The organism is Longispora sp. NPDC051575, from assembly GCF_040681875.1.
Classification (GTDB): domain Bacteria; phylum Actinomycetota; class Actinomycetes; order Mycobacteriales; family Micromonosporaceae; genus Longispora.
This window is the reverse complement of the sequence record NZ_JBFAZP010000003.1, coordinates 740,954-766,234: the sequence shown is the minus strand read 5'-3', so window position 1 is coordinate 766,234 and position 25,281 is coordinate 740,954. Positions and strand designations below refer to the sequence as shown.

The 25,281-nt window shown below is 73.7% G+C and carries 29 protein-coding genes; 11 read left to right on the top strand and 18 right to left on the bottom strand.

What is annotated here, in order from left to right; translation table 11 throughout:
* The first annotated feature begins 97 nt into the window (after nucleotides 1–97).
* The 6 genes from AB0M43_RS10955 to AB0M43_RS10930 all read left to right on the top strand — a co-directional run bounded on the left by AB0M43_RS10955 (nucleotide 98) and on the right by AB0M43_RS10930 (nucleotide 4,600).
* Nucleotides 98–766, top strand: a complete 669-nt coding sequence (locus tag AB0M43_RS10955; RefSeq protein ID WP_363723283.1) for a hypothetical protein — start codon at nucleotides 98–100, stop codon at nucleotides 764–766.
* Nucleotides 759–1,409, top strand: a complete 651-nt coding sequence (locus AB0M43_RS10950) for a class F sortase (RefSeq protein ID WP_363723282.1) — start codon at nucleotides 759–761, stop codon at nucleotides 1,407–1,409. Before AB0M43_RS10955 ends, AB0M43_RS10950 begins: the two co-directional genes overlap by 8 nt.
* Nucleotides 1,410–1,492: 83 nt before the next feature.
* Nucleotides 1,493–1,936, top strand: a complete 444-nt coding sequence (locus AB0M43_RS10945; protein WP_363723281.1) for an SRPBCC domain-containing protein — start codon at nucleotides 1,493–1,495, stop codon at nucleotides 1,934–1,936.
* A gap of 82 nt (nucleotides 1,937–2,018) precedes the next feature.
* Entirely contained in the window at nucleotides 2,019–2,360 is a 342-nt protein-coding gene (locus tag AB0M43_RS10940; RefSeq protein ID WP_363723279.1) for a hypothetical protein, read from the top strand.
* Nucleotides 2,357–2,629, top strand: coding sequence for a DUF4235 domain-containing protein (locus AB0M43_RS10935; protein ID WP_363723277.1), 273 nt, complete (start codon nucleotides 2,357–2,359; stop codon nucleotides 2,627–2,629). Before AB0M43_RS10940 ends, AB0M43_RS10935 begins: the two co-directional genes overlap by 4 nt.
* 219 nt (nucleotides 2,630–2,848) lie before the next feature.
* Nucleotides 2,849–4,600: a lamin tail domain-containing protein gene (locus AB0M43_RS10930; protein WP_363723275.1), complete on the top strand. Its 1,752-nt coding sequence runs from the start codon at nucleotides 2,849–2,851 to the stop codon at nucleotides 4,598–4,600.
* A gap of 41 nt (nucleotides 4,601–4,641) precedes the next feature.
* On the opposite strand, the gene AB0M43_RS10925 is transcribed toward AB0M43_RS10930, so the two are convergent.
* From AB0M43_RS10925 to AB0M43_RS10915, 3 genes are all read right to left on the bottom strand, one after another.
* Nucleotides 4,642–5,202, bottom strand: coding sequence for a hypothetical protein (locus tag AB0M43_RS10925; protein WP_363723273.1), 561 nt, complete (start codon nucleotides 5,200–5,202; stop codon nucleotides 4,642–4,644).
* A gap of 98 nt (nucleotides 5,203–5,300) precedes the next feature.
* Nucleotides 5,301–5,726 carry a nucleoside deaminase gene (locus AB0M43_RS10920; RefSeq protein ID WP_363723271.1) on the bottom strand — a complete coding sequence of 142 codons (426 nt, stop codon included), beginning with the start codon at nucleotides 5,724–5,726 and terminating at the stop codon, nucleotides 5,301–5,303.
* Nucleotides 5,723–6,628, bottom strand: a complete 906-nt coding sequence (locus AB0M43_RS10915; RefSeq protein WP_363723269.1) for an LLM class flavin-dependent oxidoreductase — start codon at nucleotides 6,626–6,628, stop codon at nucleotides 5,723–5,725. Before AB0M43_RS10915 ends, AB0M43_RS10920 begins: the two co-directional genes overlap by 4 nt.
* A 92-nt stretch (nucleotides 6,629–6,720) precedes the next feature.
* Here AB0M43_RS10915 and AB0M43_RS10910 point away from each other — a divergent pair, with 92 nt between their 5' ends.
* Nucleotides 6,721–7,182 carry an Lrp/AsnC family transcriptional regulator gene (locus tag AB0M43_RS10910; RefSeq protein WP_363723267.1) on the top strand — a complete coding sequence of 154 codons (462 nt, stop codon included), beginning with the start codon at nucleotides 6,721–6,723 and terminating at the stop codon, nucleotides 7,180–7,182.
* Between the two features lie 15 nt (nucleotides 7,183–7,197).
* Here AB0M43_RS10910 and AB0M43_RS10905 read toward each other — a convergent pair whose 3' ends face one another.
* Entirely contained in the window at nucleotides 7,198–7,860 is a 663-nt protein-coding gene (locus AB0M43_RS10905; RefSeq protein ID WP_363723265.1) for an HAD-IA family hydrolase, read from the bottom strand.
* A 50-nt stretch (nucleotides 7,861–7,910) separates the two neighbouring features.
* Between AB0M43_RS10905 and AB0M43_RS10900 the strand changes: the two genes are divergently transcribed.
* The gene (locus AB0M43_RS10900; RefSeq protein WP_363723263.1) at nucleotides 7,911–8,492 is read left to right on the top strand and encodes an XRE family transcriptional regulator; all 582 of its coding nucleotides are present in this window, start codon (nucleotides 7,911–7,913) and stop codon (nucleotides 8,490–8,492) included.
* A 201-nt stretch (nucleotides 8,493–8,693) separates the two neighbouring features.
* A complete protein-coding gene (locus AB0M43_RS10895; protein ID WP_363723261.1) occupies nucleotides 8,694–11,816 on the top strand; it encodes a BTAD domain-containing putative transcriptional regulator in 3,123 nt (1,040 codons plus the stop codon).
* Between the two features lie 16 nt (nucleotides 11,817–11,832).
* Here the strand turns inward: AB0M43_RS10895 and AB0M43_RS10890 are convergent, their stop codons facing one another.
* The 4 genes from AB0M43_RS10890 to AB0M43_RS10875 all read right to left on the bottom strand — a co-directional run bounded on the left by AB0M43_RS10890 (nucleotide 11,833) and on the right by AB0M43_RS10875 (nucleotide 14,480).
* The gene (locus tag AB0M43_RS10890; RefSeq protein ID WP_363723259.1) at nucleotides 11,833–12,582 is read right to left on the bottom strand and encodes an ABC transporter permease; all 750 of its coding nucleotides are present in this window, start codon (nucleotides 12,580–12,582) and stop codon (nucleotides 11,833–11,835) included.
* A complete protein-coding gene (locus tag AB0M43_RS10885) occupies nucleotides 12,579–13,517 on the bottom strand; it encodes an ATP-binding cassette domain-containing protein (protein ID WP_363723257.1) in 939 nt (312 codons plus the stop codon). The genes AB0M43_RS10890 and AB0M43_RS10885 overlap by 4 nt, the downstream gene beginning before the upstream one ends.
* A gap of 98 nt (nucleotides 13,518–13,615) precedes the next feature.
* Nucleotides 13,616–14,089 carry a DUF1772 domain-containing protein gene (locus AB0M43_RS10880; protein ID WP_363723255.1) on the bottom strand — a complete coding sequence of 158 codons (474 nt, stop codon included), beginning with the start codon at nucleotides 14,087–14,089 and terminating at the stop codon, nucleotides 13,616–13,618.
* 1 nt (nucleotide 14,090) lies between these two features.
* Nucleotides 14,091–14,480 carry a DUF4267 domain-containing protein gene (locus AB0M43_RS10875; protein WP_363723253.1) on the bottom strand — a complete coding sequence of 130 codons (390 nt, stop codon included), beginning with the start codon at nucleotides 14,478–14,480 and terminating at the stop codon, nucleotides 14,091–14,093.
* Between the two features lie 88 nt (nucleotides 14,481–14,568).
* Here AB0M43_RS10875 and AB0M43_RS10870 point away from each other — a divergent pair, with 88 nt between their 5' ends.
* On the top strand, nucleotides 14,569–15,144 hold the full coding sequence (locus AB0M43_RS10870) for a TetR/AcrR family transcriptional regulator (protein ID WP_363723251.1): 576 nt from the start codon (nucleotides 14,569–14,571) through the stop codon (nucleotides 15,142–15,144).
* 224 nt (nucleotides 15,145–15,368) lie between these two features.
* On the top strand, nucleotides 15,369–15,887 hold the full coding sequence (locus AB0M43_RS10865) for an NUDIX domain-containing protein (RefSeq protein WP_363723249.1): 519 nt from the start codon (nucleotides 15,369–15,371) through the stop codon (nucleotides 15,885–15,887).
* Nucleotides 15,888–16,017: 130 nt separating this feature from the next.
* On the opposite strand, the gene AB0M43_RS10860 is transcribed toward AB0M43_RS10865, so the two are convergent.
* From AB0M43_RS10860 to AB0M43_RS10815, 10 genes are all read right to left on the bottom strand, one after another.
* The gene (locus tag AB0M43_RS10860; RefSeq protein WP_363723247.1) at nucleotides 16,018–16,461 is read right to left on the bottom strand and encodes a VOC family protein; all 444 of its coding nucleotides are present in this window, start codon (nucleotides 16,459–16,461) and stop codon (nucleotides 16,018–16,020) included.
* 108 nt (nucleotides 16,462–16,569) lie between these two features.
* Nucleotides 16,570–17,298, bottom strand: coding sequence for a dienelactone hydrolase family protein (locus AB0M43_RS10855; RefSeq protein WP_363723246.1), 729 nt, complete (start codon nucleotides 17,296–17,298; stop codon nucleotides 16,570–16,572).
* Between the two features lie 62 nt (nucleotides 17,299–17,360).
* On the bottom strand, nucleotides 17,361–18,197 hold the full coding sequence (locus AB0M43_RS10850; protein WP_363723244.1) for an aminoglycoside phosphotransferase family protein: 837 nt from the start codon (nucleotides 18,195–18,197) through the stop codon (nucleotides 17,361–17,363).
* Nucleotides 18,198–18,368: 171 nt separating this feature from the next.
* Nucleotides 18,369–18,953, bottom strand: coding sequence for a hypothetical protein (locus AB0M43_RS10845; protein ID WP_363723242.1), 585 nt, complete (start codon nucleotides 18,951–18,953; stop codon nucleotides 18,369–18,371).
* A gap of 138 nt (nucleotides 18,954–19,091) precedes the next feature.
* On the bottom strand, nucleotides 19,092–20,273 hold the full coding sequence (locus tag AB0M43_RS10840; RefSeq protein WP_363723240.1) for a hypothetical protein: 1,182 nt from the start codon (nucleotides 20,271–20,273) through the stop codon (nucleotides 19,092–19,094).
* A 171-nt stretch (nucleotides 20,274–20,444) separates the two neighbouring features.
* The gene (locus AB0M43_RS10835) at nucleotides 20,445–21,311 is read right to left on the bottom strand and encodes an SDR family oxidoreductase (protein WP_363723239.1); all 867 of its coding nucleotides are present in this window, start codon (nucleotides 21,309–21,311) and stop codon (nucleotides 20,445–20,447) included.
* 104 nt (nucleotides 21,312–21,415) lie between these two features.
* Nucleotides 21,416–21,910: a hypothetical protein gene (locus AB0M43_RS10830; RefSeq protein ID WP_363723236.1), complete on the bottom strand. Its 495-nt coding sequence runs from the start codon at nucleotides 21,908–21,910 to the stop codon at nucleotides 21,416–21,418.
* 99 nt (nucleotides 21,911–22,009) lie between these two features.
* Nucleotides 22,010–22,528, bottom strand: a complete 519-nt coding sequence (locus AB0M43_RS10825; protein ID WP_363723235.1) for a MarR family transcriptional regulator — start codon at nucleotides 22,526–22,528, stop codon at nucleotides 22,010–22,012.
* 16 nt (nucleotides 22,529–22,544) lie between these two features.
* A complete protein-coding gene (locus AB0M43_RS10820; RefSeq protein WP_363723233.1) occupies nucleotides 22,545–23,414 on the bottom strand; it encodes an acyl-CoA thioester hydrolase/BAAT C-terminal domain-containing protein in 870 nt (289 codons plus the stop codon).
* Between the two features lie 184 nt (nucleotides 23,415–23,598).
* A complete protein-coding gene (locus tag AB0M43_RS10815) occupies nucleotides 23,599–25,080 on the bottom strand; it encodes a GGDEF domain-containing protein (RefSeq protein WP_363723344.1) in 1,482 nt (493 codons plus the stop codon).
* Nucleotides 25,081–25,281: the final 201 nt, after the last annotated feature.

The window sequence follows — 25,281 nt, the reverse complement described above, 5'->3', positions numbered from 1 at the left end:
GGATTTAGTGCACCATTCGCTGTCGGCGTGTCGTCCCGGATCCATGCACGGTGACCCATACCTTAAGCCGCATATGCGACAAGACTTTGGGGGTGCCATGGTTCACGTCAGGGCGAGAAACCGGGCCGTCGCGGGGGCCGTCGGCCTCGGGCTCGGCGCGCTGGTCGGCATGCTGGCCGCCGCGCCCGCGTGGGCGAACACCACCGCCGCGATCAACCCGGCACACCTCGGCACCCAGGCCGGCGGGTTCGAGCAGAACTGCGAGGACTTCCAGGGCGGCGCGAGCCCCACACTGGACGGTTGGGTGTTCGTGCTGACCGACCAGCCGCGCGACTTCGTCAGCCTGAGCCTGACGTTCAGCGGTGTCACTTACAACATCCCGCCCGACGGCACGATCTCGGCACCGTCCCCGGCGACCTCCAAGGCCTTCATCCAGGTACCGGCCGGCACCACCCTCGAGGCCGCCAGCGCCGTCGTCACCGGCGAGGGCGAGTCGATGAAGTTCAACGTGACCCACACCTGCAAGTCGACCGGCGGGCCCTCGCCGTCCCCGTCGCCCCGGCCGTCCACCTCCACGTCCGCCTCGGCAGGACCGTCCGCCTCCGCCGGGCCGTCCACCTCCGCCCGTCCCGTCCCGAGCGGCGCGGCCGGCACCGGCGGCGGGGGCAGCCTGGACTCGCCCGTGGTGACCGCCGCCGCCGTCACGCTGGGCCTGCTGGGGGTCGGCGCGGGGCTGCTCGTCGCCCGCCGCCGCGAGGGTGCCTGACCGGCGCACCGTCGGGCGGGCGATCGGGGCGGCGTCCCTGGGGCTGCTCGGCTGGGGCGCCTGGCGCCTGGCCGTGCCCGCCGGGCCGCCGACCCCGCCGCCGCTCGCGGTGCGCGAACCCGACCCGCCCGCCGCCGCCCGGATCGCGCAGCGACCGCCGGCGTGGACGGGGCCGGTGATGCGCCGCTCCCCGCCGGTGAAGCTGGCCATCCCGGCGATCCGGCTGGAGGCCTTCATCGACACCGTCGGCCTGACCCGCGACGGCCGGATCGAGACCCCGCCGTACGAGCGGGCCAACCGGGCCGCCTGGTACCGGCACGGCCCCACCCCGGGCGAGCCCGGCCCGGCGGTGATCCTCGGCCACGTGGACTCCAGGAGCAAGGTCGCCGTGTTCTTCTACCTCACCCGGCTCACCGCCGGCGCGCCGATCGAGATCAGCCGCGCGGACGGCAGCCGGGGCCGGTTCACGGTCGACTCGGTGGAACGGTTCGCCAAGGCGCGGTTCCCCACCGACCGGGTCTACGGCCCGTCGCCGGTCCCCGCGCTGCGCCTCGTCACCTGCGGGGGCCAGTTCGACCGCCGGCGCCAGGAGTACGTGGACAACGTGATCGTCTTCGCGCACCTGACCGACGCCCGCCCCTGACCCGGCGCGCGGGAACGCCGGCTCCGGGCCTGCCCTATCGTGACGGGCGGGGAACCGGATTCCCGTCCTGAGGGGAGGCCCGCGTGTCGCGGACGGAACGCACCATGACCGCCACCCCGGAACAGGTCTTCGCGGTACTGGCGGACGGCTGGTCCTACAGCGCCTGGGTCGTGGGCGCCGACCACATCCGCCAGGTGGACGAGGCCTGGCCGGCCGCCGGGAGCAGGCTGCACGTCACCGTGGGACCGTGGCCGGTGGCGGCGCCCGGCACGACGACGATGGTCTCCTGCGAGCCGCCGTACCGGGTGGTGATGTGCCCGCGGGTGTGGCCGCTGGGGGAGCTGACGGTCACGATCACCCTGGTACCCGAGCCGGACGGCCGGACCCGGGTGGTGCTGGAGGAGGAGTTCACCGGCGGCGCGCTCCTCGGGCTGCGCAACAGGATCAACGACGGGGCGCTGGAGGGCCGCAACCGCGAGGCGCTGCGCCGCCTGGCCCGCCTCGTCGAGCGGGGTCCCGGATCCTGATTGGGGGACCGCGTCGCCGGGTATGTGGCTGGGAGCCGCCCACCGTGCGGGCACCAGCACCCCAGCGCAGGAGGAACCTCCCATGTCCACGGCCCGAACCATCACGAGTCCGGCGGACCCGAGCGCGTCGGCCGCCGCCGCGTCCCTGGAAGAAGCGGGCGACCTCTCCACCGCCAGGGACCAGCTCTCCGACTCGTTCGCCGGACCCGGCGACGAGAACGCCGCCACCCGCCTCGCCGAGGCCGTCACCGGTCAGGTGCGCGCGTGGGCCCCGCACGTGCGGGCCGCCGCCGCCGACAACCGGGTCCGCGCCGCCGCCGGGGCGGTCCTCGCCCTGGTCGTGGTCGCGGCCGGCGTCCGGCGCAGGCGGACGAACCGGCGGCTGGACCAGCGGATCGCCGCCTACCTGAAGAAGATGCGATGACGAAGGGCACGCTGCTGTACAAGCCGGTCGGGCTCCTCGGCAGCCTCGCCGCGGGCGCGGTCGCCGGGCTGCTGTTCAAGCAGGTGTGGCGGCTGGTCTCGGGTTCCGACAGCGCCCCGGAGGCCACCGACCGCCGGCACGGCTGGACCGAGGTGCTGGTCGCCGCCGCCGTGCAGGGCGCGATCTTCGGCGTCGTGAAGGCGGCCGTCGACCGGGGCGGCGCGCAGGGCTTCGAGAAGGTCGCCGGCACCTGGCCCGGCGAGGAGTGACGCACCCGCCCGCGCCCGCCCCGCCGACCAGGCCGGGCGGGCGCGGCGCGTGGGCCGTGGAAGCCTTCTTCCGTCCAGCGGACTATGTGTTGTGTGGACCGTTCGCCGCGTGTTCACGTGGTTGTCGTCGGTGTGCCGGAGGCTGTCCCGGGGCGCGCCGCCCCTGCCCGTGACCCCGGAGAAGAGGACCGCTCCATGCGTACACATCAGCATAGATCTATGGGTTTGGCTGTTGTCGTCCTGTCCGTCGCCGCGCTCGGCCTGACCGGGACACCGGCGGCGGCGAAGGCGCAGGCCACGACGGTGCGGATCAACGAGGTCGAGTCCAACGGCGGCTCCCCGGGCGACTGGGTGGAGCTGGTCAACACGGGCGGCACGGCCGTCGACGTGTCCGGCTGGGTCCTCAGGGACAACGACAACAGCCACACCCTCACGATTCCGACGGGTACCACCATCGCGGCCGGCGGCTTCCGGGTCGTGGACGTCGAGGCGGTCTTCGGGCTCGGCAGCGCCGACTCCGCGCGGCTGTACCAGCCCGGCGGCAGCACCCTGGTGGACACCCACACGTGGACCGCGCACGCGACCACCACCTACGGCCGGTGCGCCGACGGCAGCGGGGCGTTCACCACCACGACGGCGTCGACCAGGGGCGCGGCCAACGCCTGTCCCGGCGGCACCGCGGTGGTGCGGATCAACGAGGTCGAGTCCAACGGCGGCTCGCCGGGCGACTGGGTGGAGCTGGTCAACACCGGCACCGCCGCGGCGAACCTCGCCGGCTGGGTGATCAAGGACAACGACAACAGCCACAGCTTCACGATCCCGACGGGTACGACGCTGCCGGTCGGCGGCTTCCTCGCGCTGGACGTGGAGGCGTCGTTCGGCCTGGGCAGCGCGGACTCCGCGCGGCTCTACAAGCCCGGCGGCAGCACCCTGGTGGACACCTACACCTGGACCGCGCACGCGGCCGCCACCTACGGCCGGTGCGTCGACGGGACCGGCGCGTTCACCAGCACGAGCCCGGCCACCAAGGGCGCGGCGAACTCCTGCGGCGGCGGCAACCCGGGCACGACCTGGCCGGGCGACGCGGCGGTCACCGTCGCCGACGGGTCGAACGTGTTCGGTACCAACCTCAGCGGGTTGTCCTTCCAGGACGCCGGCGTGCTCTGGGCGGTGAAGAACGGCCCCGGCACGATCTACCGGCTCGTCCCGGACGGCGCGAACTGGCGGCCCGACCCGGCCGGCGGCTGGGCCTCGGGCAAGTCCCTGCGGTACGCCAACGGCGGCGGCGACCCCGACGCCGAGGGGGTCGCGGTCACCCCCGACGGCACGTTCGTGGTCACCGAGCGCGACAACGCCAACAGCGACGTGAGCCTGGTGAAGGTCCTGCGCTACGACACCGCGTCCGGTGCGGGCACGCTCAACGCGGCCGCCGAGTGGAACCTCACCGCCGATCTGCCGTCGATGGCGCCCAACAGCGGACCCGAGGGCATCGCGTTCGTCCCGGACACGTACCTCACCGCGAACGGGTTCCTCGACGAGCGCACGGGCGCCGCGTACCAGCCCGGCTCGTACCCCGGTCACGGCACCGGCCTGTTCCTCGTCGGCGCCGAGGCCAACGGCACGGTCTACGCCTACGCCCTCCAGGCCGGCGGGACCTACGTCCGGGTCGCCACGATCACCAGCGGCTTCCCGGCCGTCATGGAGCTCGAGTTCGAGCCCGGCACCGGCCGCCTGTGGGCCAGCTGCGACGACACCTGCCAGGGCCGGTCCGCGACGCTGGCGGTCAACGCCCAGGGCAGGTTCGCCGTCACGGCCACCTACGACCGGCCCACCGGCCTGCCCGACTACAACAACGAGGGGTTCGCCATCTCCCCGGCGGCCTGCGTGAACGGCCGCCGGCCCGTGCTCTGGGCCGACGACTCCAACGACGGCGGCCACGCCCTGCGCGCCGGCACCCTCACCTGTAGCTGACCCGAGGACCACGGAGGACGGCACCGTCCTCCGTGGTCGTCTCAGGTGTCCTGGTCGGCCCTCGCCCGCCAGGACTCCGCCGCGCTCCGGTGCTGCGCGGCCTGGAACAGCAGCGCCGGCCCGACGCACAGGGCCGCGAAGCCCCCGAACACGCTGGTGGCGAACCACGGGTCGGTCGGCGCGTCCTCCTCGACCGTCTGGCCGGCCTTCGAGAAGAAGTAGTACGCCGCGACGAAGAACCCCACCACCAGCACCGTGCCGGCGACCGTGAAGATCCGGGCCCGCACGCTCTCGCGCCGGGCGCGGTCCGCCGGCGGCATGGCCGCGAGGCCGGTGCGGCGTTCGCGCTCCGCGGTGATGATCTCCTTCGCCTCGACGTTGGTGAGCCCGAGCTCCGCCAGCAGGCGGCGCTGCGGAATGAGCAGCACCAGACCGATGCACACCCCGATGACGCCGCCGAGCGGGATCGGGAACGAGGCGTCGGACACGATCAGGAGGACGAGTCCCGCGATGATCACCGCCAGGGTGACCAGCAGCGAGACCTTCAGGCGCCGGTGGGACCGGAGCAGGCGGTGAAGGTCGTGCTGGCTGAGTGTGCGCACGGGTATCGGGTGCCCTTTCGCTCGGGCACTCCATTTTTCCCGGTTCCGGCGCCGACCGGGAGTCGTGCGAATACCGGACACGCGTGCCGGCGCCGGGGTCAGCCGTAGAACCCCGCCACCGGAACCTCCGCCTCGCCGGGCAGGGCCGGGCCCTCGACGCGCAGGGTCGCCGGCGGTGCCGGCGGCTTGAGCGCGGTGAGCTGGTCGGTGGCCAGCGCGAACACCACCCGGCCGAGACCGGAACGCTCGATCGCGCCCTGGCACATGCCGCACGGCTGGCAGCTGGTATACATCGTGGTGCCGGCGGCGGTGTCGCGGTCGAGTTCGCGCGAGGCCCACAGCGCCAGCTTCAGTTCGGGGTGCGCGGTGATGTCGTTGTCGGCGTCCACGGTGTTGTGGTCCTCGATCAGCACCCGACCGTCCGGGCCCACCAGGAGCGACGCGAACGGCGCGTGGCCGGTGGCCCGCGCGGCGGCGGCGAGTTCGAGTGCCCTGCGGAGCAGGCGTTCGTCGTCGGGGGTCATGGCTGTTCCTTCGCGGTCGGTACGGGGCCGGGGGAGCGGTCGCCCCCACGGTGTTCGGTGCGGGCCGGTGCGCGGTGGGCGGCCACCGCCGCGAGCATCCGCCACGCGGCCTCGGGCCGGAGCGTCTCCGCCGGGTCACCCTGGTACGGGTCGAGCACGACGGTCCCGGCGCCGAGGTCCCGCAGCCGCGCCAGGTCGTCCAGCACCTGTTCGATCGTGCCCTCGCCGGCCGCCCGGTCGGGGCCGGTCACGGGCGCGTCGGTCAGCCGGAGCCGGATCCGGGGCGCCAGGGCCGGCACCGGCAGCCCCTCCTCGGCGGCCACGGCCCGCAACCTGTCCACGGCGGACCCGAACCAGTCGAGGGTGAACCGCAGCGGATGCCACGCGTCGCTGAGCCGGACCGTCCGGCGCAGGGCCGCGTCGCTGTTGCCGCCGACCCAGACCGGGATCCGCCCGGCCCCGTAGTCGGCCTCGTCCGCCCAGGCGGCCCGCAGCGCCCGCAGGTGCTCGTCGGTCAGCCGCCCCCGCCGGTCGAACCGGACCCCCAGCGCCTCGAACTCCTGCCGCGCCCAGCCGACCCCCACCCCGAGCACCAGCCGGCCGCCGCTGAGCTGGTGCAGGTTCGCGGCCATCCGGGCGACGAGCAGCGGATGCCGGTACGGCACGAGCAGCACCGTGGTGCCCAACCGGACCCGGTGGGTGATCCCGGCCAACCAGCTGAGGGTGGTGAACGGCTCGTAGAACGGCGCGGGGTACTGCGCCGCCACGTCCGGGGTGATCGCCACGTGGTCGGAGACCATCAACAGGTCGAAGCCCAGACCCTCCACGGTCTGCGCCCAGGCCCGCAGCACGCCGGGGTCGGTGCCGGGGCCGAAGTTGGGGACGTTCACACCAAGCTGCACGTGCACAGACTATCCCCGCTGATCAAGGCGCGGAACGGGATGCTCCCGCCATCGGCGGCGGCCGGCCGTGGATTCCCCGGTACTCTCCCGGTATGGCCGAGACTCTTGATCCGACCGACTGGGCGATCCTGGCCGAGGTGCAGGGCGACGGCCGGATCACCCTCACCGAACTGGCCCGCCGCGTGAACCTCAGCGCCTCCGCCACCACCGAGCGCCTGCGCCGGCTGGAGTCCACCGGCGTGGTCACCGGGTACCACGCGGCGGTGGACCTGACCCGCGCCGGCTACCCGGTGCTGGCCGTCGTCCGCCTCAAGTACCCCGGCAGCCGGCACCAGCCACTGCACCAGCTCCTCGCCGAACGCTCCGAGATCCTCGAGTGCCTGCGGACCACGGGGGACGACTGCTACACGCTGAAGGTGGCGGCCACCTCGATGGCCCACCTCGAACAGCTGATGGACGAGCTGGCCCGGTTCGGCAGCACCACCACCAGCGTCGTCTACAGCCAGACCCTGCCGTACCGGGGCCCCCGGCCGCCCGACCAGCCCGCGACCTGATCCCGGACTGGCCGGTCAGTCGCCGGGCCCGGGCGGCTGGACGCTCAACGTCACCCCGGCCGCGGTGACCGTCGCGTGGACCGGGCGCAGGTCCGGCACCCACGCGTCCAGCTCCGCGCGCTGCGCCCGGACCGCCGCGCCCAGGCCGATCCGGGCCATGCCGGCGCCGCGCGCGGCGGTCAGCCCCGCCGGGGCGTCCTCCACGACGACACACCGCTCGGGGGGTACGCCGAGGGCGGCCGCCGCCGCGAGGTACCCCTCAGGATCGGGTTTGCCGTTTCTCGTGTCCTCCGCCGCGAACAGCACCGTGGGCAGGGGCAGACCGACGGCCCGGAGCCGGCCGGTCGCGACGAGCCGGGTGCCGGACGTGACCACTGCCCAGCGGTGCGCGGGCAGCGCGGCGAGCAGGCCGGCGGCGCCCGGCACGGCCCGCAGCCCGGTGAGGTCGGCCTCCTCGGCGGCCACGATCCGCCGGGTCTCGGCGACCGCGTCGAGGTGCGGGGCCAGGAGGGTGACCAGATCGAGGTCGCGCCGGCCGTGGGAGAGGGCGACCGCCCGGTCGGCGTCCAGGCCCCGGCTGACCGCCCAGGCGCGCAGGATCCGCTCGATCAGCGCCAGGGAGTCGACCAGCACGCCGTCCAGGTCGAACAGCACGGCTTCGGCGGGGATGATCTTCATGACCCGAGCCTGCGTCACCGGATACCGGAAGTCCATAGCAAGATAGTGGCATGGACGACCTGGCCCGCACCCTCGCCGTCAACCTCCGGGCGGCCCGCGCGCACCGCGCCTGGACCCTGGACGAACTGGCCCGGCGGAGCGGGGTCAGCCGGGGCATGATCCACCAGATCGAGGCGGCCCGGACCAACCCGAGCGTGGCGACCCTCGCGCACCTGTGCGTCGCGCTCGACATCCCCGTCAGCGACCTCGTCGTACTGCCACCCCAGCTCGGCCACCTCGCCCGGCGGGCCGACGCGGTGGCCTACCCGCACGGCGCGGCCCTGCTGCTCGCGGACGGCCGGCACGAGATCTGGGAACACCGGCTCGCGGCCGGGGCGGAGATCCGGGACGCGAGCGGGCACCCGGCCGGTACCCGTGAGTTCCTGCACGGGATCTCCGGCGCGGTCACCGTGGAGATCGGACCGGCGGTGTTCGAGGTCGGGGCCGGCGACACGCTGTCCCTGCGGGCCGACCGGGCGCACACCTACCGCAACCCGCGCGCCGCACCGGCCCACTACCTGGTCGTCGTGGTCTACCACGGCGAACACGACAGCCGTTACCCCGTCACCGGGAGCGGACCCGCGGCGCCCTGAACACCTGTCGCCACACGCCGACGGCTACCGGCTCCGCCGCTGGCCGCCACCGGCTTCCCCTGCCTGCCGCCACCGGCTCGCCACGCTGGACAGCCCGTTTCCCCACGGCGGCCACCCGGCCCCGGCCGGCGCCCCCACCGCCACCTCCCCGGCCCCGCAGCCCCCCGGGCCCCGCCCACCACCCGTGGCACAATCACCCGGATGCGCATCGGGATGCTGGGACCGTTCGAGGCTCGCGCGGACGACGGCACCCCCGCCGACGTGCCGGGTGCCCGGCTCCGCGCGCTCCTGGTCGCCCTCGCGCTGCACCCGGGGCACGTGGTCCAGAAGGCGACCCTGATCGACTGGATCTGGGGTGAGCACCCGCCCACCGACGCGGCGAACGCCCTGCAACGCCTGGTCTCCCGGCTGCGGAAGACCCTCCCGGACGGCCTGGTCGAGGGCCAGACCGGCGGCTACCGGCTCACGGTGGCCCCCGACGCCGTCGACGCCGTGCGGTTCGAACGCCTCCTCGGCCGGGCCCGCGACGAGGAGGGCCCGGGGCGGGTCCGGATCCTGCGCGAGGCCCTCGCCCTGTGGCGCGGCGCGGCCATGCAGGACGTCGGACTCCAGGACAGCGCGGCCTTCGACGCGGCGACCGCCCGGTTGGAGGGGCTGCGCCTGGCCGCCCTGGAGGACCGGTTCGACCTGGAGGCCGGCCCCGGGCAGGTCGCGGAGCTGACCGACCTGGTGGACGCCCACCCGGTGCGCGAACGCCTGGTCGCCGCGCTGCTGCGGGCCCTCGCCGCGGCCGGTCGCGACAGCGAGGCCCTGCTCGTGTACGAGCGCACGAGAGCGGCCCTGGCCGACGCGCTGGGCGTCGACCCCTCGGCCGAGTTGTCCGCCGTGCACGTCGCGCTGCTGCGGGGCGAGCTCGGCCGGCGCGAGGAGAACCGGAAGACCAACCTGCGGGCCGAGCTGACCAGCTTCGTCGGCAAGGAGGCCGACGTCGCGGCGGTCCGCGCACTGATCGCCGGGCACCGGCTCACCACCCTGATCGGCCCGGGCGGCTCGGGCAAGACCCGGCTGGCCACCGAGACGGCGGGCACGCTGCTCGACGGGTTCCCCGACGGGGCCTGGCTGGTGGAACTGGCGGCCATCGGCACCGACGGCGACGTGGCGCAGGCGACCCTCGCCGGGCTCGGCCTCCGCGACACCCTGCTCGGCGCGGCCCCGAACGCGGACCCGGTCGACGGGCTGATCGCGGCGATCCGGGACCGGGAGGCGCTGCTGATCCTGGACAACTGCGAGCACGTGGTCGAGGCGGCGGCGCGGTTCGCCGACCGGGTGCTCGGCGAGTGCCGCCGGCTGCGGATCCTGGCGACGAGCCGGGAACCGCTCGGCATCACCGGTGAGGCGTTGTGGCAGGTCGAGCCGCTGGCCGTGCCCGCCGACGCCAGCCCCGCCGCGTTCGCGTCCTCGCCGGCGGTCCGGCTGCTGCGCGACCGGGCCGGCGTGGTGCGCAAGGACCTCGGGGTCGACGAACACACCCTGACGACGATGGTACGGATCTGCCGGGCGCTGGATGGCATGCCGCTGGCGATCGAACTGGCCGCCGCCCGGCTGCGCACCATGACCGTCGACCAGCTCGCCCACCGGCTCGACGACCGGTTCCGCCTGCTGACCAGCGGCAGCCGGATCGCGCTGCCCCGGCACCGGACTCTGCGCGCGGTGGTCGACTGGAGCTGGGAACTGCTCACCGACGCCGAGCGGACGGTCCTGCGCCGGCTGTCGGTGTTCTCCGGCGGGGCGGGGCTGGAGGCGGCCGAGCGGGTCTGCGCCGGCGAGGTCGTCGACCGCGACCAGGTGCTGGAGCTGCTCACCTCGCTGGCCGAGAAGTCCCTGCTGGTCACCGAGGGCGACGGCGTCCCGCGCTACCGGATGCTCAGCACCATCCGGGAGTACGCCGCGGACCGGCTCGCCGAGGCCGGGGAACCGGACCTGGCCCGCCGGGCGCACCTCGCGTACTTCACCGAGCTCACCGAGACCGCCGAGCCGGAGCTGCGCCGCGCCGGACAGCTGGACTGGCTCGCCACCCTGGAAGCCGACCACGACAACATCGGCGCCGCGCTGCGGGGCGCGGTCGCGGCCGGGGACGCCCAGGCGGCGATGCGGCTCGCGGCGGCCGCCGGCTGGTACTGGTGGCTGGGCGGCCGGCGGGCCGAGGGCATCGAGCTGCTGATCGCGGCCACCGCCGTACCCGGGGACGTGACCGACGAGGTCCGGGCCATGGCGTACGGGATCGTGGTGCTCTTCGTGACCTCCGGGCGGGGCGACGAACACCTGGGCGCGGAGTGGATCCGCAAGGCGTACCGGTTCAGCGAGCAGAGCCGGCACCACAACCCCCTGCTCGGACTGGTGGTCCCGCTCGAACGGATGCTCCGGGCACCGGAAGAGGCGGTGCCCGCGTTCACGGAGCTGCTGGACAGCGAGGATCCGTGGGTGCGGGCCCTGGCCCGGATGCAGGTCGGCAAGATGGCGTTCATGAACGGCCAGGGCGGCCCGGAGGCGGAGGAGCACCTGCGCGCGGCGCTCGCGGAGTTCCGGGCGCTCGGCGAACGGTTCGGGATCTCGCTGGCCCTGAACCAGCTGGCCGACCAGCTCGCGCTGCGCGGCGACCACGCCGGCGCGTGCGCGTACTACGAGCAGGCGGTCGTCGTCGTCTCCGAGGTCGGCGCCGTCGAGGACGTGATCCGGCTGCGCACCCAACAGGCCCTGATGTACTGGCTGCACGGCGACCGGGACGCGAGCGCCGCCGCCATCGCCGAGGCCGCCCGGTGCGCCGAAGGGGTCACCTGGCCGCACGCGCTGGTCGAACTGGCGCTCGCGAAGGGTGAACTCGCCCGGTGGGGCGGCGACGTCGCCGAGGCCCGCCGCCAGGTCGCCATCGCCACCACCCTGCTGGGTACCGACGCGGAGCAGGCGAACATCCGGGCCGGCATCCACGACGTGCTCGGCTACCTGGCCGAGGACCTCCAGGAGGCCCGTACCCAGCGGGCGGCCGCGTGGCGGGCGGCGTCCGAGGTGGGGTACGCGCCCACCATCGCCCTGGTACTCGTCGGGATCGCCGACCTCGCGCTCCGCGGGGGCGACTACGAGCGGGCGGCGCGGCTCCTCGCGGCCAGCGTCACCGTGCGGGGTCTGCCGGACCACGCCCACCCGGACGCGGCGCGGATCGAACGGGACGCACGCGCGCACCTCGGCGAGGAACGGTTCGCCGAGGTGACGCGGGAGGGTGCGGGGGACAGCTGGTCCGAACTGGTCGAGGTCACCCTCGCGCCGTGAGACCCGGCGCGGTACCTCAGGCGCGCTTGTCGAACGTGGACCGCGCCCACAGGTACCCGACGAGCGCGATCCCGACGCACCAGGCGAGGGCGGCGATCGCGTCACCCGTGTCCGGCGCCCCGTTGAGCAGCCCGCGGATGGTCTCGATGATCGGCGTGAAGGGCTGGTACTCCGCGAACTCCCGCAGCCCCGGCCCCATCTTCTCCGCCGGGACGATCGCGCTGCTGAAGAACGGCAGCATGACCAGCGGTATGGAGGACAGCCCCGCCGTCTCCGGGGACTTCGCCGCCAGGCCGAGCGCGACCGTGAGCCAGCCGGCGGCGAACCCGAGCAGCACGACGACGCCGACCACGCCGAGCCAGTCGAGGAGTCCCGCCGACGGGCTGAACCCGAGCAGGAAAGCGACCCCGACGAGTGCCGCGATGGCGATCAGGTTGGTCAGCACACTGGCGACGACGTGGCCGGTCAGTACCGCGCCCCGGGAGACGTCCATGACCTTGAACCGGTTGATGATGCCCTTGGTCATGTCGGAGTTCACCGAGGTCGCGGTGGCCCCCAGCCCGTAGCAGACGGCCAGCAGGATCAGCCCCGGCGTCGCGTAGTCGATGTAGTCGACGCCGACGTCGAAGGCGTCGCCCATCATGTACACGAACATCAGCATGATGACGATCGGCATCAGGACCGCGTTGAACACCGAGGTCGGGTTCCGGGCGATGTGCTTGACGTTGCGTCGCAGCATCACCAGCGACGGGGACTTGGCGCTCATGTCGTGGCCTCCGTGGTGTGGCCCGTCAGGGCGAGGAAGACGTCGTCGAGGTCGGGGGTGTGCACGGAGAACTCCTCGGCGCTGAGGGAGTGCTCGTCGAGCCGGTCCAGCAGGGCCCGGAGTGACCGGGTGCCGCCGTCGCTGGGAATCCGCAGGGTCAGCGCCTCGTCGTCGCGGGTGGCGCCGGGGAACAGCCGGGCGGCCGCGTCGAGTTCGGGGCCGGCGGTGAACAGCAGCCGGACGTGGGTCCCGGGGATCTGGCGCTTGAGCTCGGCGGGGGTGCCCTGGGCGACCAGCCGGCCCTGGTCGAGCACCGCGACCCGGTCGGCGAGCTGGTCGGCCTCCTCCAGGTACTGGGTGGTGAGGAAGATGGTCACCCCGTCGGCCACCAGCTCGCGGATGATCGACCACATCGTGCGCCGGCTGCGCGGGTCCAGCCCCGTCGTCGGCTCGTCCAGGAAGATGATCCGCGGGTCGCCGACGAGCGTCATCGCCAGGTCGAGCTTGCGGCGCATGCCCCCGGAGTACGTCGACGAGGGCTTCCCCGCCGACTCGGTCAGGTCGAAGCGTTCGAGCAGCTCCGTGACGATCCGCTTGCCCCGGGCGGCGGGGACCCCGTTGAGGTCCACCATGAGGCGCAGGTTCTCCCGCCCCGTCAGCAGCTCGTCCACCGCCGCGAACTGGCCGGTGACCCCGATCGCCGCGCGCACCGCCCGGGCCTCGGTGGCCACGTCGTGACCGGCGACGCGCACCGTCCCGCCGTCGGCCCTCATCAACGTGCTGAGCACGTTGACCGTCGTCGTCTTGCCCGCCCCGTTCGGGCCGAGCAGGGAGAAGATGGTGCCTGCGGGGACTTCCAGGTCGATGCCGTCGAGCACGACCTTGTCCCCGTAGACCTTCCGCAGTCCTGAGACCGCAATGGCTGGTGTTGGCATGCGGCCAACTATCGACAGCCGGCCTGACACCACCCTGTCGCGGCCCTGACACGCCCACTGACACCGCGTCCCCACCGGGCCGCCCCCGGCCCGCCCGGTCACGGCAGGGCGAGCACCGCGCACAACCCGGCGAGCGCGACCCCCTGCAGGACCACCCGGAGCACGATCACACTGTCCCAGCGGGTCTGCAGCGCGCGGGCGTCGACGGGTACCCGGTCCTCCCGGACCGCGGCGGTGAACTGGCGGTTGATCGGCTCGTTGACGAGCTTGTAGACCGCGAGCCAGGTCAGCAGGGCCACGGTCGCCACCGCGCCCGCCGCGAAGGCCGGCCACCGTCCCGCGAAGGCCGAGGCCGCGGTGGCCAGCACGGTGGCGACGATGCTGAGGATGCCGGGGACCGGGAACCGCCGGTCGCCGTAGTGGTGGGAGTGTCCGGCGACCGCGGTGAGGGTACGGTCGTCGACCTTCGCCCAGGTGGGGCGCATGACGAGGGCGCCGAGCATGTCGGTGCCGTAGATGGCGCCGGCGGACAGGACCGCGACGACGGCGATGAGCTGGCTGAGGACGTACACGTCAGATCTCCTTCGGGGTGGACTCGCGGAGCAGCAGGCCGGCGGTGACGGCCACCGCGACGGCGGTCAGGCCGTGGACGCCGAGGGCGACGGCGCGCGATCCGCCCTCGCTGAGCACGATCACCATGTCCCCGGCGGGGACGAACGTCAGCGCGAGCATCGCCCAGCCCAGCGCCCGGCGGTGCCCGGTGAGCAGCAGGGCGAGGATGACCAGCCCGCTGGCGATGTCGCGGACACCCTTGACGGCCAGGAACGCGGTGCCGTCGTGGGTCGGCCAGGTCGGCACCCCGAACCCGGTGGCGGTCCCGACCGGGTTGAGCAGGTAGCTGATGCCGATGTAGAGGATGAACAGGGCGCCGAGGACGGCGAGACCGGTGGCGAGACGCTTCATGACTGCTCCAAAATCTAGCGGCGCTAGGAACTGATGCGACGCTAGCACTAGTCATGCTCCGTTGGCTAGCGGTGCTAGGATGAATGTCATGACGACACCCGCCCAGCACCGCCGCGAGCGCGAGCGCGCCCAGCGCCACCAGCTGATCATCAGTTCGGCCCGGGAGCTGGCCGACGCCGAGGGGTGGGACGCCGTGACCACCCGCCGCCTGGCCGACCGGATCGAGTACAGCCAGCCCGTGCTCTACAGCCACTTCGCCGACAAGGGCGCCATCATCGACGCCGTCGCCCTCCAGGGCTTCACGGAACTCCTGGAGGTGCTGCGGTCGGCCCGCGCGGGCCGGGCGGACGCCGACCAGCTCGACGCCGTCGCCGGGGCCTACCTCACGTTCGCCGACGAGCAGCCGGCGCTCTACGACGCCATGTTCACCCTCGCGTCCGACCTGCCGTTCGGCACCCCCGAGGCGCCCAGCCCGCTGCGCGCGGCGTTCGGGGAACTGCTCGCGGCCTTCGCGGTGCACGCCGCCGGCCGGGACGTGCACGTGCTGACCGAGGTCGGCTGGAGCGCCCTGCACGGGCTCGCCACCCTCACCCGCGCCCACCGGCTCCGCCCGGACCTCCGCGACCAGCGCCTGCCCCTCCTCCTGGACCTCCTGCGCGCCTGACCGAAGATCCAACCCCACACCACAACCACCATCCGGGTACCGGGTTGCCACAGCCCACACCCCATAGGCCGTAACGCCCAGCCCACGGCTCACGGCTCACGGCCCACGGCCCACGGCCCACGGTGCTGGGTCTGGTTCTGGAGGCGAGGGTTCTGGAGTGCCCAGTGGCGGGGGCGCGCGGGCGGGCCTCTCCGCCGGAGTACCCGATGGATAGTCTTTCGTGTATGCATGGTCGACTGCTCGCGGAGATCACCCACGGTGCCCACCTGCTCCGGTCAGGACGGACCGTGGGGCGTTCCTCGGCGCGGGGGATCGTCCGCCGCGACGGCCGGCTGCTGATGGTGTGCTCCCGGAACGGGGACTACAAGTTCCCGGGCGGCGGGGTCGAGCCGGGCGAGTCGGTCCCGGACGCGGTGCGCCGGGAACTGGCGGAGGAGTGCGGCGCGCGGGTCCTGGCCGTCGGCGAGCCCTTCGGCCGGGTCGTGGAATACGCCGTGGCCAAGGAGGCCGGCTACGACCTGTTCGCCAACACGTCCTGGTACCTGCGGTGCGAGATCGCGGACGAGCTCGGCGCGCAACACCTGGAGGACGACGAGCGGGAACTCGGCCTGGTACCGACCTGGGTGGACCTCGACGAGGCGATCGGGGTGAACTCCGCGCTGCTGGCAGGGGGAGGGGCCGCGCCCCGTTGGCTCCGGCGCGAGACCACCGTCCTGCGCCTGCTCCGGGACGAGCCGCACTGATCCACCCCGGAGAGGTCCGCCAGGGGCGCCAACGGACCGGGGCCCGGCCACGCCGCCTCGACCCCTACCCGACGCAGGACGACTCCCGCACCGCGACCGGCTCCGGACGCGGCGGATCCCCCGCACACACCTACACGACGCAGAACTCGTTGCCCTCCGGGTCGGCCATCACGGTCCAGCCGTGCCCGCCCTGCTCGCCGTGCCCCGTCACGGATCCGCCCAGCTCCACCAGTCGGGCCACGGTCGCCGCCTGGTCGGGCACGTGCAGGTCCAGGTGCAGGCGGTTCTTCACGGACTTCGACTCCGGGACGGTCTGGAACAGCACCCGGCCGCCCTGCCCCACGGCGGGGGCGGCGACGGCCGGGTCCCGGATCGCGGCGGCCGCGCGGAAGGCCTGCCGGCCGTCGACCTCGATCACCTCGTCGGGGCCGACCGCGCCGGCGTCGAGGAGGTGGCGGATCAGGGGCGAGTGGTCCTCGATGTCGTAGCCGAGGGCGGCGGACCAGAACGCGGCGAGCAGGTGCGGGTCGGCGCAGTCCACGCAGATCTTGAACGAGGTGGTGATCGTCTCCATGCCGTCCATCTTGCCCGCCGGGTACGACAAGACGAGCCCGATCGACCCGACACCCCAGCTCAGCCGCCCCGGCCCCGGAGGGACGTTCCGACCCGGGCCCGTCTCCGTCTACCGCAGGAACGCGCCGATCCGGGTCCACGCGTCGGCGGCGGCCTCGGCGTGCCCGTCCCGCCCGAAGTGGTCCCACTCGATGAAGCCGTGCGGCTGCCCGTCGAAGACCGCGATCTCGTGGGGTACGGCGGCGGCCGTCAGGTCCCGTCCGAGGTTCTCGTGCACGGAACTGGGCACCTCGGTGTCGGCGCCCCCGAACAGGCCCAGCACCGGCACCCGGATCCCGGACCCGAAGTCCTCGGGGAGCGCCGCGGACGCGCCCATCGCCCCCACGTACGGGCAGATGCCGATCACGCCGGCCAGGCCGAGGTCCGCGGTGCCCGCGTACAGCGCGTTGGCGCCGCCGATGCAGAAGCCCGCCGCGTACACCGGTCCGTCGCCGGACGCGCGCAGATGGGCCACGGCCGCCGCGATGTCCTCCAGGACGAGTTCGCGGTCGAAGCCCTCGCTGACCTTCTTGTCGTACTCCTCGCCCCGGGCCGCCGGGCCCAGCGTCCGGCCGTAGTAGTCGATGACCAGCACGTCCGCTCCGGTGCGGGCGAACCGGCGGGCCAGCTCGCGGAACGGGGAGCGCATCCCGCCGACGTCCGGGAGCAGCACCAGCCGCGCGCCGGTCGGCTCGGACGCCGTGGCCAGGTAGGCACCGAACCGGGAGCCGTCGGCGGACGTGAGCTCGATCAGCGGCTCGGCGTCGGTGGGCACGGAGGCGTCATTGTCAATGCACATATCCGCACCCTAACCACGGGGTCAACGGAAAATCCCGCGCCCGACGTCGCGCCCGCCCCCGCTCACCGGTAGCCGAGGAGTCCGTCGTCGAGGTTCGCGGTGTCCCCGCTGCGCGCGGCCGGCAGCGCCTGCTGGAGGGCGAAGGTCGCCTGGACGGACCGGGCGTGCCGGAGTGTCCCGGCAGGGCAGCCGGCCCGTTCGGCGGCCTCGGTGGCGGTGGCCCAGCCGTAGGTCGCGGCGATGGACGCCACGTCGTCGGCGGGACTGCCGAGGCCCAGCCCGTCCCAGTCGACGACGCCGGTCAGCCCCAGCGGCGGCCCGGGGTCCCACAGCAGGTTGTCCCCGCCGAGGTCGCCGTGCACCAGGACCGGGTCCGGCGGTGCGGGCAGGGCCACGACGGCGTCGAGCTGCTGCCGGGCACGTCGGCGGCCGTCGGCGGACATGAGGCCGAACAGCTCCGTCTCGACGTCGGCGGCGAAGAGCGCCCACCGGTCGGGCCGGTGGGCGTCGACCGTGCCGGCCAGCCGCGGGGTGAGTCTGGTCAGCGCGGCGAGGACCCGCCCGAGTTCGGCGCCCGTCCGGTAGTGGCCGTAGCCGGAGCCCAGGGGCTGGCCCGGCACCCGGGTGGTCGCCAGGTAGCACCGGCCGACCGGCTCGTCGGCGTCGACGGGCGCCAACGGTACCGGCACGGCGAAGTCCGGACCGGCCCCGGCCAGGGCCGCCAGCACCCTGGAGTGGTGGGGGAGCAGGACTCTGGCCGCCTCGGTGCGCGGAAAGCGGTACACGGCGTCCGGGGTCAGCAGTACGTCGTGGAACTGTCCCTGTCGGAGACCGCATTCGCCGGGCGGGGGTAGTGCGTGCCGCTCGCTGACCACGGCCGCGTAGCTGGGCAGATCCATGGCGCCAGTGTGCCGGCCGGGACGGCGCACAGCCAGCGGAATTCACCCCGGCACCGGCTCACCCGGGAGCTCGACCCGGTGGAACCGAAGCCGTGGCCGTGACAGGACGGGAACGTCCTGGAAGCCGGCGCGGTGCCGGCTTCCAGGACGTCTACCGCAGGTGGGGCAGGATCAGATCGCCCAGGTGCCGACGACCTTCTCCCCGTCCAGGATCTGGATCTTGGCACCGGCGACCTTGGCCGGCTCGGAGCCGAACACGACGAGGCCGGAGACCTTCTTGCCCGCCTCCAGGGGGCCGTCCTCCAGCGCGCCGGCGAAGGCCAGGCTGCCGAGCAGTTCGGCCTTGACCTGCTGGCCGCCCGCCGCCACCTGGAACAGCGCGTTGGTGTCGATCTCGAGGGCCGGGCCGCTGACGTGCTCGATCTCGACCTTGGCGGTGGCGTACTTCTTGCCCTTGGACTTGAACGGCTCCTCGGTGGCCGGGTTCTCCGGCTTGACGTCACTGACGGTGACCTTCAGCTTCGTGGAGCCGACCGTGACCTCCACCGGGGAGCCGAGCTTGGCCGCCGAGCCGGCAGCCGGGGCGCCGGTGGTCGACGCCGCGCCCGGCGTACCCGTCGTGGAGGTCTTGACCTCGGGCTTGTCCGACTTGCTGTCCGAGCCTCCGCACCCGGACAGCAGGCCGAGCCCGACGAGGCCGGCCAGGGAGACGGCCGCGAGGCGACGGACGAGCGTAGGGGACTTGGGTGCATGCATGGATGTCGTCCTTCTTGGGGTGGGTGGCAGACGTGCGGACACGTCACGTGGCGTGACCGGCGGTCGCCGGCCACGCTAACGGCTGGTTCCCGAATCCTCAAACCCGGAGCCCGGGGATCGCCCGGGCCCCGGCCGGACTCAGTTGAGTTCCTCGATCAGGGTCGCCGTGGTGGCGCCCTCGTAGCCGCGCTGTTCGGTGTAGGTCAGCAGGATGCCCGAGAAGGTGAGCATCGCCAGCGGAAGCTCCAGCAGCAGGCCGAGGAGCGCGGAGATCGCCCCCGCCGTGACGATCGCCGACACGTCGTGGGTGGCGTCGGCGGCCGCCGCGCCGATCTGGTCGAAGACGTTGCCCGCGAAGCCGACCGCGACCGTGGCCACGAGGAGCAGGGCCAGCCGGCCCAGGATCCGGCCCAGGTTGTTGTTGAAGATGCTGAACGACCGGCCGATCGGGCTGCCGCCGCGCTCGAACAGGAAGATCGGGCCGACGAGGGCGGTCGCCGCGTAGACGTAGATGCCGGGCAGGACGCAGGCCAGGAGGCCGGCCGTCATGAGCAGTCCGACGACGACCTGCCAGCCGAACAGGCCGAGGCAGCGACGGAAACCGTAGGCCAGGGCCTCGCCGAGCCGCACCGGGATGCCGCCCGCCTGGCGGGTGGCCGCGTAGGTCGCCGCGGCGTACCCCGCCGACCGGAGCACGGTGAGGACGAGGACCACCACCAGGACGACGCCGAGCAGGGGCAGCAGGGTGGACAGGAACCGGTCGTCGTCGAACTCGCCGTCCACCGACCGCTCGCCGTTGAAGGGCGGGAGGTCCAGCAGCGCGACGGCGAACACGATCCCGACGCCGGCGGTCGCCAGGATGGGCAGGATCTGGGTGATCGCGAAGATGGCCAACAGGGACGACCAGCTGCGCTTGAACATCGCGGCGATCCGGCGGAACCAGCCGTCGATGCCGGTGTGCGGCGGGTTGATCAGGGGGTCCTCGGCGGGCACGGGGGCGAAGCCGGGGACCGTCCAGTGGCCGTCGGGCGCGGGCGGGGCGCCCTGCCACCCGGGGGTGCCGGAGCCGACCGGAGACCCGGGTGCGGAGGGATCTCCCTGCGACCAGGGGGTGCCGGAATCGCCTTGCGACTCGGGGGTTCCGGAGTCGACCGGTGACCCGAGGGTTCCGGAATCGGCCTGCGGCCCGGAATCGGCCTGTGACTCGGGGGCCCCGGAATCGTTGTGCGGCCCAGGGTTCCCGGCTGGGGCCGGAACCTCGGGCGTCGACTGCTCCTCGGGCTTGACGTGGTGCTCGGGCTGCGGCGAGGGGTCGGTCACGAAAGCTCCATGCTCGGGAAGGGGCTTTCATTATGAACGCGACCGGCCTACGCCACTGCCCCGTCCGAACTGGGGCATTTCATGGCGTTCATAGGCCTGTGTCCCCGTGTGCCTCCGAACAGGAGCAGGCTGACGGGGCCGGCCCGACGTGGGTCGGGCCGGCCCAGTGACCTACCGGAATTGGTGCAGGTTCTCGCCCAGGTACGCGGTCAACGACCGGGGCGGCCGGCCGAGGATCCGCGCGACCGTGTCGGTGGGCGTCTCCGGCCGGGTGACGGCGAGCTGCTGGATCTCGACGACGTGGGCGGCGAGCCAGTCGGGCATGCCGGCGTGTTCGACGAGGTTGCGGCGCATCGCGTCGGGCGGCAGGTCCACATAGCGGACGGGCCGGCCGAGCAGGGAGCTGAACACCTCGGCGAGCTGCGGGTACGTGTAGGTCCGGTCGCCCGTCAGCGTGTGGGACCCGCCCGCGAACTCGGAGCCGGTGAGGACCGCGGCGGCGACGTCGGCGATGTCGCGGCAGTCGATGTAGGTGCAGCCCGCGTCGCCCATCGCGCCGAGGATGACGTCCTGTGCGGTGATGGTGGGTGCGAGGTGCGGGAGTTTCTGCAGGAACGCGTACGGCCGCAGCACCGTGTGCGCGAGACCGGACGCCCGGAGGTGTTCCTCGATGGTGTGGTGCCAGCGGGAGAACCGCACCGGTGACTCGGGTCCGACCGCCGGGGCGGACAGTTTCACCACGTGTCCGATGCCTGATTCGGCGGCGATGTCGATGATCCGGGTTTCGAGCGCCACCTGCGCGGGACTGTTGGCCATGGTCAGGAACAGCTGCTCGGCGCCCTTGAACGCGACCCGCAGCGATGCGGGGTCCCCGGCGTCGGCGGCGCGGATCTCGACCGCCCCGTCCGGTAGGCCGTCGAGGCGGGCCCGCAGGGCCTCGGGGTCGCGGGTCACCGCCCGCGACGGGACGCCGAGGGTGGTGAGCCGGTTGAGGAGCGCGCTGCCGGTGGATCCGGACGCTCCCATGATGACGATCATCGTGTGCCCTTCGGGTTGTGCGGCGGTGGCGCCGCTGGGTGCGGCGTGGTGCCGCAGGGTTGGTGCCGGGGCCGGGTGGGTCCGGCCGGCGGTGGGACGGCGGGTCAGTCGCCGGGTGTCGGGTCCGCCTGTTCGGCGCGGCGGCGCGCCCCGCGCCACCGCCAGGGGATGACGGTCGCGGCGACCGCGGCGGACAACGGCAGGTCCCACTGGACGCGGGCCGGCAGCGGCCCGTCCAGGGGGCCGAACCCGTCGGGTAGCCAGGTCAGGGCCCCCCACGCGAGCAGGCCCGCGACGGTGGCGGCGACGGCGACGAACCAGACGACCAGTACGGGGCGGGGGGTCGTGGTGGTCCACGGGCGCCGGACGCCCCGGCGTTGCAGCCAGGCGCCGATCAGGGCCGCGACGACGGCCGAGGTGCCGGCGATCGAGGTGACCGCGGCGAGCAGCAGGTCGCCCTGCCCGGTGATCACGCCCCCGGCGCCGGCCATCACCGCCGGGGACAGGTAGGCGACGAGGACCTCGCGCCACAGGACGAACCTTCGCGGTCGGGTACGCGGGTGCCTGGCGGTGGCCGGTGACGCGGTGGTGGTGCTCAAGGTGACCCCCTGGAGATAATTAGCTGGCTAACTATATGGTCGCAGTGCGGGTACGGTCGGACGGTTGCGGGAAGAAGAACCCTGGCGGAACGGGCGGTACTAGTCCTCGGTCAGCGCCGCGACGCCCCGGGTGACCCTGCCGAGCAGGTCCAGGAACACCGTCCGCTCCCGCGCGCTGAGCCCCGAGACCATGGCCTCCAGGCGCCCGAAGTGCTCGCCGGCCAGGTCGCGGAGCTTCTGCGCGCCCCGGGCGGTGAGCACGACGACGGCGGAGCGCCCGTCCTCGGCCGAGGATCTCCGCAGCACCAGGCCGTCGCGCTCCAGGCGGTCCACCAGCCCCGTCACGGTCGCCCGGGACACGCCCATGCTCGCCGCGAGGTCCGAGGGGGACTTCTCGCCACCGTGGTCCTCGAGGTCGGCGAGCAGCCGGTAGCGGCCGGAGGACAGGTCGAACCGCGCGAAGTGCACCTCCGCGGCCTGGCCGAGCCTGGCGCCGGCCGCCATCAGTCGCACCGCGACCAGCACCGCCTGGGGGTCGACGTCGAGACCGTACCGGCGGATCTGGCGCGCGGCCTGGTCCAGGCTCGGGGTCTCGATTGCCGGATCCTCGTTCACCATGAACATAGTATGGCAGCTAATTAGTTTGGGTGCCACTCAGGGGCAGCCCGCCGAGTGCGGCGAGGATGACCGGCCACGCCTCGGCCCCCAGGGCGGCGTCGGCCTCTGGGGTGCCGCCGTAGACGAACCGGCCGGGCGGTCCCGCTGGTGCTTCGCCCGGTAGGCGGACGCGGTGCCCGGCGTCGGGGGAGAGGACCACCCTGGCCGGCCGCCCCGTCGACGCGCGCCGCGCGGCCAGTTCCCGTGCGAAGGCGACCGACGGCCACATCCGATCGTCCCTACCGGCGACCAGCACGACCTCGGCGGCCGACTCCTCGATCGGGATCGCGGCCCCGCGCGCCGCCTCCGGAAAGGCCCGGAGGCTCGCCTCGTAGTGCGCCCGGTAGGCGACCGGCGCGCCGGCCGAGACCCAGTCCTCGTCGTAGGGGACGAAGGGCACGGGCTCACCCCGCCAGGTCCAGGACGACCGATACGGGTACGTGACCCCGTCGGTTCCGGGCCCGACGTTCGCCCAGGCCACGGAGGTGGGGGACAGGGCGACCACCGCCTCGACGCGCGGATCCCGGACGGCCAGCAGCAGCACGGCCTCGGCGCCCTTGGACACGCCGAGCGCGCCGACCCGCTCGGCACCCGTGGCCCGCAGCAGGTCGACGGCGGACACGAAGGTCTCCAGGGGAAGCTCGCAGATCCCCGGGGGTTGGCCCGCGCCGCCGAACCAGCGGATCGACAGGGCGGTCAGCCCCGCGCGGGCGAGGACGCGGCACCGGTCGGCGTCGACGCGGCCACTCGAACCGGCCAGCACCAGGACGCCCACCGGGCTGCCGCCGACCGGCTCGACGAGGACGCCCTCGAAGGGCGTGCCGACCGCGTACTCGATGACGTCCATGGTCCTTCCCGGGTGCTCGGGCCGCCGTTCCCCGGGCGAGGTCCCCCGACACTAGCCGAGGACGGCGCGCCCCATGGCCCTGCTTCCGCCCGGCCTAGAGGCACCCTGGACCCGACGCCCGACGCCCGACGCCCGACGCCCGACGCCCGACGCCCGACGCCGCGCCCTCCGCACCCGCGCACCATCATCCGGACTTGGCGTGCAGCATCGCGAGATCCGCGACCTCGAAGGCCCGGGTCAGATCCGTGCGACTGTCGAGTTCGGCCAGTCCGATCGTCACCGTCACCGGCGTGCCCGGGACCACCCCCGCCCAGTCGTGCGCCGCGACCGCCCTGGCCAGCCGGTCGCACACCTCGTCGGCCTCGCCGAGCCGGGTGTCGGGCAGGACGAGCACGAACTCGTCGCCCCCGTACCGGGCGAGGAAGTCCCCACCCCGCAGCGTCCGGGTGAGGATGGCGGCGACCTGTTGGAGGACCACGTCGCCGGCGAGGTGCCCGTGCACCGTGTTGACGGCCTTGAACCCGTCGAGGTCGGCGACCCCGATCGTGCCGTAGGTGCCGTGCCCGGTCAGGTCGGCCACGTACCGCTCCAGGTGCCGGCGGTTCGGCAGGCCGGTGAGTGCGTCGGTGTGCGCCTCGTCGGCGTACCGGGTGACACTGCCGCGCAGCTCGTCGTGGTCGAGCCGGGCCGTGATGCCCTCCAGGAACATGTTGACCATCCGGCCGGTGCTCCGGGCGAGCTTGCAGGCCACGACCCGCTCGGCGGCCAGGGCGGCGGCGTGGTCCCCGCGCGCCGTGTGGGCGAGGGACCGCAGCCGGGGCACCTCGGCCCCGCCGAGCATGCAGTAGGCGTCGGTGGCGTCCTCCAGCAGCCGGAGCGCCGTGTCGGGTTCGCCCCGCCCGATGGCCAGGCACGCCTCGCCGAGTCGGCGCAGCTCGACGCACTCCTCGTACGGTTCCAGGTCCACGAGCAGGAGCGCGCGCGGGTCGGTGGCGGGCGGGTCGCCGAGGGCCGCGAGCCGGGCGGCCGCGTACCCCAGGTAGCGGGTTTCGAATGCCGACACGGTGTCGGGACCCAGGGTGCGCACCAGGTCGCGCAGGACCCGGGCGCAGCCGTCGGTGTCGCCCTGGTGGTCGAGGGACACCGCGTACCGGACCCGGATCTCGGGGTGCGCGAAGTCGACCGGGTCCAGGCCGGCGGCGAGGACCACCTCGTGGCAGCGTTGCTGGGTTTCGACGGCCAGCTGGGGGAAGCCGGCGCAGGAGTAGGTGACGGCCAGGTCGAGCCAGGCGACGGAGGCCTGGAAGTCGGGGACGCGGGCCTGTTCGAGGGCGCGGGTGCCTTGGGCGAGGTGGGTCATGCACCGGCCGAGGGAGCCCTGGTGCAGGGCGACGTTGGCGGCGAGGGCGTGGAACTCGCCCCGGAGCGCGGGTTCGTCGCATCCGGCGAGCGCGGCGTGCACCCGGTCCAGGACCGGCGGGCACTCGTCGATCCGGCCGAGGTTGATCAGGGCCGCGAGTTGGATCACGCTCATCCGGACCCGGTCGACCGGGTCGGTGGCCAGGGCGGCGCCCCGTCCGGCCAGCTCGGCGGCGGCGGTGGACCGGCCGTCGCGGATCAGCTTGCCGATCTCGGTGACCGTCGGCGGGCTCTCGATCTTCTCCATCACCTAACGTCACCTCCTCATTACTATCCGACATCAATTGTCGCTCGCGGTACAGCTCCGCCGCTCGGCGGTTCGGACAGCTCCGGTCACCCGACCGGGGGAAATCCGACGAACGGCGTTGTCCGCCGCCACCAGTCGCCCCGCCCGTCCTGGTGCGGCGGGACCACGCGCGGGGGCACTGCCGAGTTCTATGGTCAGGCG

Coding starts and splice junctions, on each gene's coding strand:
- AB0M43_RS10955 (WP_363723283.1), top strand. CDS start 98: ATGGTTCACGTCAGGGCGAGAAACCGGGCCGTCGCGGGGGCCGTCGGC.
- AB0M43_RS10940 (WP_363723279.1), top strand. CDS start 2,019: ATGTCCACGGCCCGAACCATCACGAGTCCGGCGGACCCGAGCGCGTCG.
- AB0M43_RS10935 (WP_363723277.1), top strand. CDS start 2,357: ATGACGAAGGGCACGCTGCTGTACAAGCCGGTCGGGCTCCTCGGCAGC.
- AB0M43_RS10930 (WP_363723275.1), top strand. CDS start 2,849: ATGGGTTTGGCTGTTGTCGTCCTGTCCGTCGCCGCGCTCGGCCTGACC.
- AB0M43_RS10920 (WP_363723271.1), bottom strand. CDS start 5,726: ATGACCCCCGACGACGAACGCCTGCTCCGCAGGGCACTCGAACTCGCC.
- AB0M43_RS10910 (WP_363723267.1), top strand. CDS start 6,721: ATGGCCGAGACTCTTGATCCGACCGACTGGGCGATCCTGGCCGAGGTG.
- AB0M43_RS10905 (WP_363723265.1), bottom strand. CDS start 7,860: ATGAAGATCATCCCCGCCGAAGCCGTGCTGTTCGACCTGGACGGCGTG.
- AB0M43_RS10900 (WP_363723263.1), top strand. CDS start 7,911: ATGGACGACCTGGCCCGCACCCTCGCCGTCAACCTCCGGGCGGCCCGC.
- AB0M43_RS10895 (WP_363723261.1), top strand. CDS start 8,694: ATGCGCATCGGGATGCTGGGACCGTTCGAGGCTCGCGCGGACGACGGC.
- AB0M43_RS10890 (WP_363723259.1), bottom strand. CDS start 12,582: ATGAGCGCCAAGTCCCCGTCGCTGGTGATGCTGCGACGCAACGTCAAG.
- AB0M43_RS10885 (WP_363723257.1), bottom strand. CDS start 13,517: ATGCCAACACCAGCCATTGCGGTCTCAGGACTGCGGAAGGTCTACGGG.
- AB0M43_RS10875 (WP_363723253.1), bottom strand. CDS start 14,480: ATGAAGCGTCTCGCCACCGGTCTCGCCGTCCTCGGCGCCCTGTTCATC.
- AB0M43_RS10870 (WP_363723251.1), top strand. CDS start 14,569: ATGACGACACCCGCCCAGCACCGCCGCGAGCGCGAGCGCGCCCAGCGC.
- AB0M43_RS10865 (WP_363723249.1), top strand. CDS start 15,369: ATGCATGGTCGACTGCTCGCGGAGATCACCCACGGTGCCCACCTGCTC.
- AB0M43_RS10860 (WP_363723247.1), bottom strand. CDS start 16,461: ATGGAGACGATCACCACCTCGTTCAAGATCTGCGTGGACTGCGCCGAC.
- AB0M43_RS10855 (WP_363723246.1), bottom strand. CDS start 17,298: ATGTGCATTGACAATGACGCCTCCGTGCCCACCGACGCCGAGCCGCTG.
- AB0M43_RS10850 (WP_363723244.1), bottom strand. CDS start 18,197: ATGGATCTGCCCAGCTACGCGGCCGTGGTCAGCGAGCGGCACGCACTA.
- AB0M43_RS10845 (WP_363723242.1), bottom strand. CDS start 18,953: ATGCATGCACCCAAGTCCCCTACGCTCGTCCGTCGCCTCGCGGCCGTC.
- AB0M43_RS10835 (WP_363723239.1), bottom strand. CDS start 21,311: ATGATCGTCATCATGGGAGCGTCCGGATCCACCGGCAGCGCGCTCCTC.
- AB0M43_RS10825 (WP_363723235.1), bottom strand. CDS start 22,528: ATGGTGAACGAGGATCCGGCAATCGAGACCCCGAGCCTGGACCAGGCC.
- AB0M43_RS10820 (WP_363723233.1), bottom strand. CDS start 23,414: ATGGACGTCATCGAGTACGCGGTCGGCACGCCCTTCGAGGGCGTCCTC.
- AB0M43_RS10815 (WP_363723344.1), bottom strand. CDS start 25,080: ATGGAGAAGATCGAGAGCCCGCCGACGGTCACCGAGATCGGCAAGCTG.